The sequence below is a fragment of the Alkalicella caledoniensis genome (assembly GCF_014467015.1).
Classification (GTDB): domain Bacteria; phylum Bacillota; class Proteinivoracia; order Proteinivoracales; family Proteinivoracaceae; genus Alkalicella; species Alkalicella caledoniensis.
On record NZ_CP058559.1, the window covers coordinates 2,200,414 to 2,212,204 of the forward strand.

Genomic DNA, 11,791 nt, shown 5'->3' on the forward strand with positions numbered 1-11,791 from the left:
AACCCTCTCGTTTAGCTAAGTTTTATGACTTAGTTTAAGTGAGAGGGTTTTTGTTTTGTAAAAATCAACTAATTATGATGAACGATTATTTAAGTTATGACCTATTTCTAATTTTAGTGAAGTATCATCTAGGCGGTGATGATATCTGGCAAAAAGAAATCGCAGAAGAACTTAACAAAAAAGTAGATGCCATTATCGCCCGAAACACATACACAAAATATAAAACCTCACCCACAAAAGAAGAACAGGAAAAAGCAAGAATTGAGTACCTAGATTTGAAGGGATACCATAAAGATCGGCCGTGGTGATTTTCTCTTTATCGGCAGTATACAGGAGCGTGGCACACTCCTGTAATAATAGTTAAGAAAGGAGTACCTTGCATGTGAAACGATCAATTAGTATTGCAAAAGGCAAAGGCTCTATCGGGCATAACTCAAGAAATTTTAAAGCAGAAAATGTTGATCCAGAACGCACTCAATTTAACACTTGTTATGTTAATGAAGATATTCACCAAGTCTATCATAAGCTATTCGATACTGCCCTTGAAAATTACAATGCCAAACAGAAACGCAATGATAGAAAAATTCCAGATTATTATGAGAAAATACACACTTCAAAACAAGAGAAGTTATTCTATGAAATCGTTGTACAAATTGGTAACTTTGAAGATATGAGTGCTACTGATGAAAACGGAAAGCTAGCGGAGAAAATCCTCCATCAATATATGGCTGAATTTCAAGATAGAGGCCCTACACTATATGCGTTTTCTGCTCATCTCCATATGAATGAAGCTACACCACATTTACATATTGATTTTGTGCCATATACAGATGGCAACAAACGTGGTTTGGAAACGAAAAATCGCTAAAAGGTGCGTTAGAAAAGTTAGGATTCAAGGGTAGTACTCGTGGCTGTACAGAACTTACCCAATGGCAAGATTCAGAGAAAGAAAAATTAGCAGAAATTATGCTTGAACATGGTATCGAGTGGGAGAAAAAAGGCTCCAATAAAGAGCATTTATCTGTACTTGATTACAAAAAAGAAAAGCGTGCCGAAGAAATATTGCAGCTAGAAGAACAAATTGATAGTTTAGAAGACAACTCCAAAAAACTTGATACCATAATTGAACAAAAAACTGATAACTCCAAACGTATTGAAGCTAAGTTAGATAATATTATGAAACAACACAAAGATATTCAGACGAATATTCATGCCTATTATGAAGAAACAAAGTGGCAGCTCCCTGAAGTGACAGGACTTGCTACTGCAAAATCATATAAAGAAAAAAAGGCGCAGCCTCTGAACTGAACATGCCCCTGTCAAGTAGACAGTAGAAAAAACAAAAAATGCTTTGACGTCAATCATCTAATTTGATTGGCGTTATTTTTTTGTAGGTTTGTTTTATCAAGTGAAAATATCACCTTTATACATAAGAATTTAATTACCCGCATTTATTCCACGGTCCTGTTGACATGGGGTCCCCTGTACCCTCTGGACTCCCATTCTTGGGCGGAAGTTGATACTAAACAAATATTTGGCTTCCGCCACACACATTTTACCAGAGGGTACACCCCATATAAACAGGCTTTCGCGGCATAAAAGCTTATGCTACCTTACTTAAAAGGTGCTGCCTATACTCCATTGGTGTCATGCACTCAAGCCTCTTCTGGTAACGACGGTTATTGTAATACTCTATGTATTCAATGACCGCGGCTTCCAACTCCTCATATGAATTGAATTTACTTAGGTAGTACATTTCTGACTTAAGAGTACCAAAAAATGCCTCCATAGGGCCGTTATCTATGCAACGGGATACTCTAGACATACTTTGTGTCATACCCGCATTATCCAACTTGTTTTTGAACATTTTTGAGGTGTATTGAAATCCCCTATCACTGTGGAAGATCGGCTTTGCATCAGGGTGCTGCTCATGGGCAATGTCAAACGTTCTAAATACCAGTGCATTGTTATTTGAATGACCCAAGACAAAGGACACTATGCTCTTATCTCCGAGGTCAAGTATGGCACTTAGATAGGCTTTTCCACTGATTCCATATTTCATCTCTGTTACATCAGTAAGCCATTTCTCCCCAAATCCATTTGCATTAAAGTTCCTGCTTAGTACGTTTTTTGCAGTTATTTCTGGTGTGGATTTGATGTAGTTCTTTCTCTTTCTACGGCATACAGATTTTAAACCTAGTATTTTCATCAGTCTGTAGATTCTCTTATGGTTTACATGGAATTCTTGCTCTCTGTTTAACTTGATTGTCATCTGACGATACCCAAGTATACCGCCTCTCTCTTCATAAGCATCTCGGATCAACGGTATTAAAGTCTTGTTAAACTGCTCATTGCCACTTGCTTCTCTGTTTAACCATTTGTAATATGAAGATCGTTCAATTCCAGCAAAATTACATAGTTTTGTGAGTGCATAACCTTTAGTATCATGAAGTTCATGTATTGTCAGATAGATGGTTTCATACCTTACCTGGCTTAAGACCGCCTCCTTTGTATTTCTTCCAACTTTTTTAGAAAATCTATCTCCATTTGCTTTTCGAGAATCTCAGCTTCAAGCAGTTTGTTTTGGGCTTTGAGTTTGTCCATCTCAGACATCTCATCTTCTGTTTTTCTTTTACCACGCTTGTCTTGAAGGGCATCTATACCTTGTTTTAAGTATTTATTAGTCCATGAATTGACCTGTTGGTAAGATACCTTAAACTTCTGCGCTGTTTCGGCATAGTTGTGTTTATTTTCAATGCAGTACTTTACTATTTCTACTCTTTCATCAAAATCAGTTTTTCTTCCTTTAGTCATGATAGATACTCCTCCAGTACCAGAAGATTTTAGTTTCTCATGACTATTATACTTCATAACCCACGTATGAAGCATCCCTGTAGAGCGTATTCCATATTCAAAACATATATCGTGCAAGGAACCCTTACCAGAAAGGTATTCGCTTACTGCCATTTCCTTTACATGTGAAGAGTGACTGAAATTCTTAGAACTAGTATTCAATCCTTTAATACCCAACGACTTATAATTGCTAACCCATCTCCTCATGGTATCTTTGCCAACACCAATTAACTTAGCTGCATGGCTAAAGGAATCTTTCCCTTCTATACACCTAAGAACATATTCTAATTTTTCTTCTGGTGAGAATTTACTTTTCCGTCCCATAAAAAATACTCCTCCTTGTAGTAAACAGTTTTTATTATTTAAACTGTTTACTACAAGGGGAGCATATCAGTAAATTCCCTAAAGGAAGTCATTAAAGGCTTAGTGGTCAGACTAGTCAATCTAAAACAGAAATATAATACTTTATTAAATGAGAAAAACTATTGGTAAAGTTTTTTCAAGCACTACCCAATACCGAGCAGGAACAACACTTACTGTCTCAGATGATGAATGCCCAGAGTGAAATCAATCTCTTTGAGGGTCGTGAGAAGTTTATAGAAGGATTTCGATTAGGTGCAAGGTTTATGTTAGATACGTTTGTGGTTGAAAACAAGAAAGTGCCATTCGCAATATTAAGTAATATCTTATACATAATAGAACTCCTTGCAAGCTGTGAGGAGTTCTGATTTAAAATCGGAATGGAATAATTGTAGTATTATAATAAATACATGTATAAAACCTTGTATTTATTCCTATTATTATGATATACTATTCCTATGCAAATATTTTCCATGAGGTGAGTAAGATGGATTACATGAAAGTATCAGAAGCAGCAGAAAAATGGGGTCTGTCTACCCGTCGAGTGCGTATTCTTTGCCAAGAAAATAGAATTGAGGGTGTCATTCGCAAAGGCAACCTTTATATGATACCAACCGAAGCAAAAAAGCCAGAGGACGGTCGTAGCAAGGGACAGAATCGCACTGTCCTAAAAAAGCTACTTGATAATATTGATAAAAACTTAGAAAAACTCTCTAATATGCGTCCACTGACCAAAGGCGAGGTCGAACGTTTGAGAGATGAGTTTTTGATTGAATTTACCTACAACTCCAATGCCATTGAGGGTAATACTCTCACCTTGCAAGAGACAGCAATGGTTTTAGAAGGTGTCACAATTGACCAAAAACCATTAAAAGAGCATTTAGAGATTATTGGGCATCGTGATGCGTTTCAATATGTAGAAAGCCTTGTTAGCGATAAGGTGGAGTTTTCAGAATATGTGATCAAAAATATACACTCACTTGTTTTAATGGATAGACCTGAAGACAAAGGTATTTTTCGACGTATTCCTGTACGCATTATGGGTGCTTTCCACGAGCCTCCACAGCCTTATATGGTTGAACCAATGATGAATGAATTATTAGTAAATCACAGACAAAGAAAGGATAAAATGCATCTTGTAGAAGCAGTTGCATTGTTTCACTTAGATTTTGAGGGTATCCACCCTTTTATTGATGGTAATGGACGTACAGGAAGATTGCTTATCAACTTAGAACTAATGCAGAATGGCTATCCTGCTATAGATGTGAAGTTTTCTGATAGAAGAAAATATTATCAGGCTTTTGATGAGTATTATCGCAATCACAATGAATTACCAATGGTGGAGATGGTTGCAGGGTATGTGAATGAGAGACTGGAGAAGTATGTGGAGATTTTAGCTTAGGTTTAATAAACAAATAATTAATAGTTAAAAAGGATGTTACAACCTATGATAGGTTATAACATCCTTTTTAACTATTTCATTGTTTTACAGACAAATTTAATTTTAATCAAAAATTTCTATTTGATCCGAATTGTTTTCTTTAGTTTCTTCTATAAGTTTATCAATACGATTTAAAAACTCCTTTTTAGCGGTTATTGACAAATCACTCAATTTTGATACTTCTGTAGCCATAAACCGGAGAGTAAAGCTTGGATCAACGTCAATATTTGTTGCTATTTTTTCAAGTAATTTATTGGCATATTTAATATCATAATCAGAAATGAATTTTATGGCAGATAAAATTTTGGAAACATAGATCATATTGTTTTTATCAAAGTCATTTAAAAGATTGTCGTATTCTTCCTTTGATTTTGATTGTTTAGCAAACTTAGATTTATCTGTTAGTGAATAGAACTTGTGCTTTACAAGTATATCATTTGCTTCTATTTGGAGCGCTGCGATATCCACTAATTGATCTTTATGTTCAAGTTTAAGTAAATGATACATGACTGAACAAAGTGTAATCCAATTCGATTTTGTAGTGTTTTTAGATAATAAACTCTCTAGTTTTGTAATATCTAAATTTATGACAATAAATGATTTAACATTGGTTTCTTTGTTTGTAAAATCTTTGGGACTGTACCAACAATTAGGTTTTATCTCTTTGTCATCTAAATTAAATTCCTCGGTAAATAGATCATTTAGATCTTCGTTTTGATTAATATACTCAACTAAATCATTACTAGTTATATGCAAATCAACAATTCTGTTATTTATATCGTCAATTAAGCTATCCGGAACAGGTATATTTCTTTCAACACTATCAAAATTCATAAATGCTATATTTTCTTTTAAATCTTCATCTGAAAGGTTTTCGGATATACTTTCCATAAAAGTAGGATAACCCGTATCTGTATTGGTAATAAAGTTTAACACTTTCACAAAAGTTGAGTATTCAACTGTTTTTATAGCGGCATTTTCTAATTTAGAATAGTACGCGGCTGTTTTATTTATATGGTCAGCAACATCTTTAGCTTTTATGTTGTAATTTATGCGAAATTCTTTTAATTTCTGAGCCATTTCTCCCGTTATTACTATCTTAGGCATAAGACACCTCCTATTAAGATTAAATTATATCACTTAAATTATAAAACGTCAATAGATTAACCTAAACAAATACTCGGTTAATTAATTAACCGAAAGTACTTGACACTTTAAGTGTTTGTGTTAAAATATGGATAGAGGTTGGCCAACCGGACTAAAGAAAGGAGGGTACAATTATGTATAAAACTGGCGAAAGACCTGGGAAAGGTACATACATTTGCACAACTTGCGGTCAAATTGTGCGATTAGATGACAGTACCGACACTTTGCCACCATGCCCTAAATGTACAGAAACAACTTATCGCAAAGGGTAAAAAAATACCCTAAACTACTTCGCCAAAAGTAATTTAGGGAGCAATATCTAGTCAAAAATTAGAAATTTCTAACATCAGTGATATTATTTTATTGACTTTAAAATTATACATAGAAATTCCTGATTCGTCAACTATAGCAGTCGTTATTTGATGTGTAACGACTGAATAATTAAAGGAATTTGATATGAATAAAAAAGTACTTAGAGTTAAAGAAGAGTCAGATTCTGGTTTTAATGCAAGCTTTATAAATGAGCAAACAGAAGAACTATCGGAATAGAACAAGTTATCGATCGGATGAATAAGGGTAACCCTTCCTATGGTGATTCTCATGTAGTTAAAGGTGCAACAGGTGATTATGTAAGGTCTAATCCTGATAGCTCACCAAAAAATAATATTGAGTAATGGAGGGAAAATTATTTGTCAAAGAAAAATAAGCTAACAATATATTTAATAAAACAAGAATTTGAAAATTTCCAAGAAATAATCAAATCTTCTAACGATATTAAAATTATTGATGATAATACCTATGTATATTTAGGTTATTCTGAGAATATCAAACCGCATTGGGCTACTAACTTTCTAAAAGATTCAGTTGATACTGAAAATTTATTTGTAGCTAATGCAAGAGCTGTTGCATTAAAAAGAGTGAATATTGGGAATGTTAAATCTAGAATTTTTGCTATTGTTATGGGATATGGCAAGAATATGCTTAATGACGATGTTATTGAAGAACGCTTTGGTCTTAAAGTGTCTCTAAATTCTATTAAGCATGACAGTTTAAGGAGAATTAACAAAACTAATATTGGTGGAAATCAGAAACTAAGTTATGAACAATTACCCTTAAAATCTAAGATTAACGATTTTGGATTAGATATAAATCGCGATTTAGTAAGTCATATTACTGGAGAGTCAGATACTTTTGTTAAAGGAACTATTTCAGGTAGTGATGCTTTATTTGCTCAGATGAAGTGGACATAACCAAGATTGGCGAATTTTTAATCAAAGTATTTAATCAATATAAATCCGACAAGTATAAAGAAAATTTTGCTTGGATAGACCAAATCCAAAATATAAAATCATCTAGTGAAAAAGAAAAATTGAATAGTTTTTTAATAGAATCCATAAACAATAACTCAAATCAATTTTGGATGGCAGCGCCTGAATTAGTTGACTGGGAGAATATACGTGGATATAAGTATCATGGGAAAGAAATTTTTGATGATATCGATGTTAATGAGGTTAAAAAGTCATTCTCTAACCCCCTTATTTCTATTGATCAATTAAAATCTAAGCAAATTTCCGTGATCTCTTCATTAGATGATTCAAAATTGATGTCATGGAACTCATTAAGATGTATTTATGGCGAGTGCATTATAGATGAACAGGCTTATTGTATCAATGCTGGAAAATGGTATCGTATTAACAATTCATTTGTAAAAGATATTAATACCGAATATGCCAGTACTATTATTTCACAAATTGACTTTCAAGAAAGAACCTATGTGCACGATAGTGAAAGTGCATATACTATTGATTTTGCTAGTAAAAATGCTTCTAAATTTCTGGCTATCGGTGTTTGTCAAGTAAGTTGTCGTGTTTAAGTAAAACTATCTTACCTGTTCTTCAAATTCTTTCTCCCTAACAGGGTTAAGGGTAACTTGTTTTTGGACAGACCAATCCCTAATTGATCCTGACCATCTTTCAGGATGTTTTCTTTTAGCTGCTTCATAAGTAGCTATTCGTTTTTCCATAATAGCCTTGTCTAGACCGTTGTGGCGCTGATTTGGTGTCACAAAGTTAATTCCACTATGTAAATGATCATAATTATACCAATTGACAAATTTCAGGACCCATTTTCTTGATTCTGATAGTTCTGAAAAGCCTTTAGTTGGGTATTTGTGTCTATACTTTAAGGTTTTAAACAAGGATTCTGAAAAGGGATTATCATTACATACTCTTGGTCTTGAAAAGGAGCTCTGTACCCCTAGCTTTTCTAGGGTGGCTAAGAAGGTAGCTGCTTTCATTGGGCTTCCGTTATCAGAATGTAGTACTAATGGCTTTCCAGCAATACCTTCAGCTAAAACAGCTTTTTTGACTAGGTATTCTGCATATTGAGCATTTTCAGTTTCCCAAACTTCATGGGCCACAATTTTACGGCTATAAATATCTACAATTAGGTATAGCTTAAAGTACTGACCTTTTACGGGGCCTGGTAGCCAAGTGATATCCCATGTCCATACTTGATTTGGTGCTATTGCAATGTGAGTTGGAATAGGCCTTCTAATTGGTGGTTTACTTCTATTTCTGTGAGTATTCATTTTTTCTTCTTTAAGTACACGATAAATGGTTGATTCAGACGCAATATACTTACCCTGATCTGCTAGTTTAGGAACAATCTGAGAGGGCACTAAATCAGCAAATTCAGGCTTGTTTACCACAGCTACAACCTCGTCCCGCTCTTCTTCAGATAGTTTATTTTTTGGAGTAGGTCTTGTAGCTAAAGGACGCTGGTCTTCCTTAATATCATCACTGATACCTGCTGTCCATCTCTGGTAAGTTCGTTCGCTGATATTTAGTTCTTCACATGCTGGTTTTAATCTGGCGCCAGAAGCCCTTGCGTCATCTATCAGCTCTACTGCCACTTTGCGATCTGAACTGCTGATCATTCTTCCTCTGGGTCCCCCCAGATCGCTTGGGCCTTTTTTCTAAGCACTAATAATGCAGCCGCTTCTGCCAATGCTTTTTCTTTACGTTTTAGATCTTTTTCAAGATCTTTGGCTTTTTTCTTTTCTGCTTTAAGTTCTTCATCTATCTTTTGAGGGTTTTTAGAAACAGTGGTATTGGCCTTTAGACATTGCTGTTTCCAGCTTTTAACGTCATCTACATAGATACCTTTTCTACGGCAATATGCTGCTAACTCTACTTCTGAAAGGGAGGCTGTCTCAAGCACAACATGGAATTTATCTTCTGAACTCCACTTAGTTGAGGGTTTATTATCAGGTACATCACCTTGAGTTTTCTTTTCATTTCTAGCCCATTGATATAGGGTAGATTTAGATATACCTAGTTCTTCTGATAATTTAGGTACCGACTCATTATCTGCTATTCTTTTAAGTATTGATTCTTTAAACTCTTTTGAGTACTGTTTGTTATTTCTGTCTTTAGCCATTTTTGATCTCCTTAGGTAATTGTCGTAATTTCATTATACACTTTTAATTCTACACGACAACTATCCTAACATATAGGGCTATGGATCAAAAAAATATAATGCATGGTGGAGGTCGTAGTAGTATAGAGTTATGCGATCTTATTTCCTCGTCTCAAGAGTTAATACATTTAAAACCCTATTCAGGATCTTCGACACTAAGTCATTTGTTTAATCAAGGTGTTGTGTCAGCAGAATTACTTGTTGCAGATAAAAATTTCTTTAAAAAAGCTAATAGTAAAATTAGAGAGCAAGAAAAAGGGGATAAATTTCAAATTTCTGATGCTAGGAAAGTTAAGATTGTATTTGGAATCATTAGTAAGGATACGGATAGCTTACCTAAAATACCATTTTTCAGCAAAGTCGCATTCAGACATGCTAAATCTAGATTACAGGCATTTGGGCTAGATGTTAGTATTAAAAATATACATGATGCAAGATAAATTTATGCTACTACTGTGATACTAAAAATTTGACTTCTCTAAAAAATAGCGAATTAATATAGAGAAATGATTATCAAAAGCACAACGAAACAGATACATATGTATCTTATATTAGATAAAACTTAGCGAGTGGGAGTAGAAAAAAATTAGAGATAACAGATTCTACTGTTATCTCTTTTAATACCAAGAAATTTTTAGTTTTTTACTGAGCACCCTTTGGGAGTTTTCTTAATTAATAGAGTTGTTATTTTTTCGACTTATCAACGATTATCATTGTACAATATACAACTGCAAAAATTAGTCCTGTCAGTAGTGCGTGGGTTGGAAGATGAACCAGATATTCACCATTACTACCATAAAATCCAAGGGAATCCCAAAAAATATATGCAGCAAATACAACTGCAAGGCATAACAAAAAGGATGTTAAGACTTTTTTCATAAACATCGCATCCTCTCAATACGAACTCATTATTTTTCTATGGCTAGTGTATATCTTGACCTGCGAAAACCAGAACATATAAATAATAATCTCCACAAACAAATGACCACAACTTTTACTATTACTTACCATTATTCTAATTATAGCAGATTATAAGCGATAAAAGTATAATATTCAAAACTATTGAAATTTCACGAAGAAACTACAAACTTTATTGCATTGAATTTTTCCCATGATATAATTATTCTGAGGAATATTTACTAGGGGGTAGAGTTTATGAAAAAGGTATTTTGGGGAGTAGTTATTATCATAGCTGCAGTAATCTTGAGCATATCTATTTATCTTTCTACTAATCAAAAGGAATTTAGAGACATGGAACTTAGTATAAGAGATAGTTCGGGAATTGTTACTAAAGTAGATAAAGTGGCCTATAGTCAAAGTGTTAAGTATTCAGGAATGATTAGTATACATGAATACACAGAAATACTAGAGATGATAAATATTGATTTAAGTGATACTGAAGTTCAGTTAGAATTTACTGAAGGGTTATTTCCAGAAACTTCAGCTATAAGTTGGGCTGTTATTAAAGAGGGGCAAGTGGTTGAGTCTACACTAAATGGAATTCAGAGTCTTATTTTACCAATGGAGCCGGGGTTATATATAGTTGGCTTACAAGTGACAAACGAAACCAATGAGATAATTCAATATGGCTTTAGGGTAAGGATATCCGAGTAAAGGATTCAATAACTAAACATCAGATAAGTAATATGGACAATACAACTATCTATTAGTTATAATAATAATGTGGTAATCAAAACTATCAGATATACTGAAATCAAATCAATCTACTTAAAAAAGGCTGATATGAAGTAGACTAGGTAAACCGTGTTGTATACGACATCGCATCAAAACCCCCATGAACCATTGAGTGGAAGTAGGTAAAAATTATAGTTTAGTGTTTAGATTAGGAGGGAAATAATTGTTTAATTTATTTAAAAAGAAAAAAGAAGAAGTGGATTACAGAGTTTTTGCTCCTATTAAAGGTGAGGTTATTGAATTAACAGAGGTGCCAGATCCTGTATTTGCTCAAAAAATGTTAGGAGACGGTGTAGCTATAAATCCTGCTGAAGGAGTAGTCTACTCACCAGTAAATGGAGAGATTGTTCAAGTTTTCGATACAAAACATGCCATTGGAATCAAAGGTGAAACAGGGATTGAGTTACTTATTCATGTTGGTTTAGAAACAGTTGCATTAAAGGGAGAAGGTTTTACAACCTTTGTAAAGCCTGGTCAATCTGTAAAAGTTGGGCAAAAGCTACTTGAATTTGACCTTGAAACAATAAAAGAGAAGGCAAAGTCCATGATTACTCCAGTTGTTATAACTAACTCAGAACAAGAACAATACAACATAGAAAAAAATTACGGAACAGCAAATGATAACCAGTACGTAGTAATGGAAGTAAAAAAATAAATTAGGCGCCCCGAATATAATCGGGGCGGTTCAGAATGATGACAAAGTCATTTTTTAGGAATGTCGCATTTTAAACGCTGTACAAAATTTTACGTCGAGACTTAAGGCTTCTATCTAAACTCCAGAAGGGTACCGCTCCAATTCACCGTCCATGGTTCAGT

At 34.1% G+C, this 11,791-nt stretch carries 14 protein-coding genes and 1 pseudogene; 10 read left to right on the plus strand and 5 right to left on the minus strand.

Annotated features, from left to right (window positions below; all coding sequences use genetic code 11):
* The first annotated feature begins 74 nt into the window (after positions 1 to 74).
* The 3 genes from HYG86_RS10870 to HYG86_RS18180 all read left to right on the plus strand — a co-directional run bounded on the left by HYG86_RS10870 (position 75) and on the right by HYG86_RS18180 (position 1,308).
* Entirely contained in the window at positions 75 to 308 is a 234-nt protein-coding gene (locus HYG86_RS10870) for a complexin-2 (protein ID WP_213165594.1), read from the plus strand.
* 74 nt (positions 309 to 382) lie between these two features.
* Positions 383 to 868 carry a plasmid recombination protein gene (locus HYG86_RS18175; protein WP_246451746.1) on the plus strand — a complete coding sequence of 162 codons (486 nt, stop codon included), beginning with the start codon at positions 383 to 385 and terminating at the stop codon, positions 866 to 868.
* A gap of 98 nt (positions 869 to 966) precedes the next feature.
* A complete protein-coding gene (locus HYG86_RS18180) occupies positions 967 to 1,308 on the plus strand; it encodes a hypothetical protein (protein WP_246451748.1) in 342 nt (113 codons plus the stop codon).
* Between the two features lie 295 nt (positions 1,309 to 1,603).
* On the opposite strand, the gene HYG86_RS10880 is transcribed toward HYG86_RS18180, so the two are convergent.
* On the minus strand, positions 1,604 to 2,473 hold the full coding sequence (locus tag HYG86_RS10880; protein WP_213169134.1) for an IS3 family transposase: 870 nt from the start codon (positions 2,471 to 2,473) through the stop codon (positions 1,604 to 1,606).
* 20 nt (positions 2,474 to 2,493) lie between these two features.
* Complete coding sequence (locus HYG86_RS10885) at positions 2,494 to 3,177, minus strand: helix-turn-helix domain-containing protein (RefSeq protein ID WP_213165595.1); 684 nt, start codon at positions 3,175 to 3,177, stop codon at positions 2,494 to 2,496.
* A 161-nt stretch (positions 3,178 to 3,338) separates the two neighbouring features.
* Here HYG86_RS10885 and HYG86_RS10890 point away from each other — a divergent pair, with 161 nt between their 5' ends.
* Together HYG86_RS10890 and HYG86_RS10895 are read left to right on the plus strand one after the other, a co-directional pair.
* A complete protein-coding gene (locus HYG86_RS10890) occupies positions 3,339 to 3,581 on the plus strand; it encodes a DUF6809 family protein (RefSeq protein ID WP_213165596.1) in 243 nt (80 codons plus the stop codon).
* A gap of 119 nt (positions 3,582 to 3,700) precedes the next feature.
* The gene (locus tag HYG86_RS10895; protein WP_213165597.1) at positions 3,701 to 4,615 is read left to right on the plus strand and encodes a Fic family protein; all 915 of its coding nucleotides are present in this window, start codon (positions 3,701 to 3,703) and stop codon (positions 4,613 to 4,615) included.
* Between the two features lie 102 nt (positions 4,616 to 4,717).
* Here the strand turns inward: HYG86_RS10895 and HYG86_RS10900 are convergent, their stop codons facing one another.
* Positions 4,718 to 5,761, minus strand: coding sequence for a hypothetical protein (locus HYG86_RS10900; RefSeq protein ID WP_213165598.1), 1,044 nt, complete (start codon positions 5,759 to 5,761; stop codon positions 4,718 to 4,720).
* Positions 5,762 to 5,934: 173 nt separating this feature from the next.
* On the opposite strand from HYG86_RS10900, the gene HYG86_RS10905 reads away from it, so the two are divergent.
* Both HYG86_RS10905 and HYG86_RS18185 read left to right on the plus strand, forming a co-directional pair.
* Positions 5,935 to 6,072: a zinc ribbon-containing protein gene (locus tag HYG86_RS10905; protein ID WP_213165599.1), complete on the plus strand. Its 138-nt coding sequence runs from the start codon at positions 5,935 to 5,937 to the stop codon at positions 6,070 to 6,072.
* A gap of 417 nt (positions 6,073 to 6,489) precedes the next feature.
* Positions 6,490 to 7,574, plus strand: a pseudogene (locus tag HYG86_RS18185) (DUF6119 family protein); the annotation flags it as partial.
* A 105-nt stretch (positions 7,575 to 7,679) separates the two neighbouring features.
* Here HYG86_RS18185 and HYG86_RS10920 read toward each other — a convergent pair.
* A protein-coding gene (locus HYG86_RS10920) for an IS3 family transposase (protein WP_425489223.1) occupies positions 7,680 to 9,241 on the minus strand; the annotation gives its coding sequence in 2 pieces (ribosomal slippage) (positions 7,680 to 8,761 and positions 8,761 to 9,241; 1,563 coding nt in all).
* 80 nt (positions 9,242 to 9,321) lie between these two features.
* Between HYG86_RS10920 and HYG86_RS10925 the strand changes: the two genes are divergently transcribed.
* Positions 9,322 to 9,720, plus strand: a complete 399-nt coding sequence (locus HYG86_RS10925; protein WP_213165602.1) for a TIGR04141 family sporadically distributed protein — start codon at positions 9,322 to 9,324, stop codon at positions 9,718 to 9,720.
* Positions 9,721 to 9,964: 244 nt separating this feature from the next.
* On the opposite strand, the gene HYG86_RS10930 is transcribed toward HYG86_RS10925, so the two are convergent.
* Complete coding sequence (locus HYG86_RS10930) at positions 9,965 to 10,159, minus strand: hypothetical protein (RefSeq protein WP_213165603.1); 195 nt, start codon at positions 10,157 to 10,159, stop codon at positions 9,965 to 9,967.
* Between the two features lie 276 nt (positions 10,160 to 10,435).
* On the opposite strand from HYG86_RS10930, the gene HYG86_RS10935 reads away from it, so the two are divergent.
* Complete coding sequence (locus HYG86_RS10935; RefSeq protein ID WP_213165604.1) at positions 10,436 to 10,894, plus strand: hypothetical protein; 459 nt, start codon at positions 10,436 to 10,438, stop codon at positions 10,892 to 10,894.
* A 244-nt stretch (positions 10,895 to 11,138) separates the two neighbouring features.
* Positions 11,139 to 11,630 (plus strand): PTS sugar transporter subunit IIA, encoded by a 492-nt coding sequence (locus tag HYG86_RS10940; RefSeq protein ID WP_213165605.1) that lies wholly within the window; start codon positions 11,139 to 11,141, stop codon positions 11,628 to 11,630.
* Positions 11,631 to 11,791: the final 161 nt, after the last annotated feature.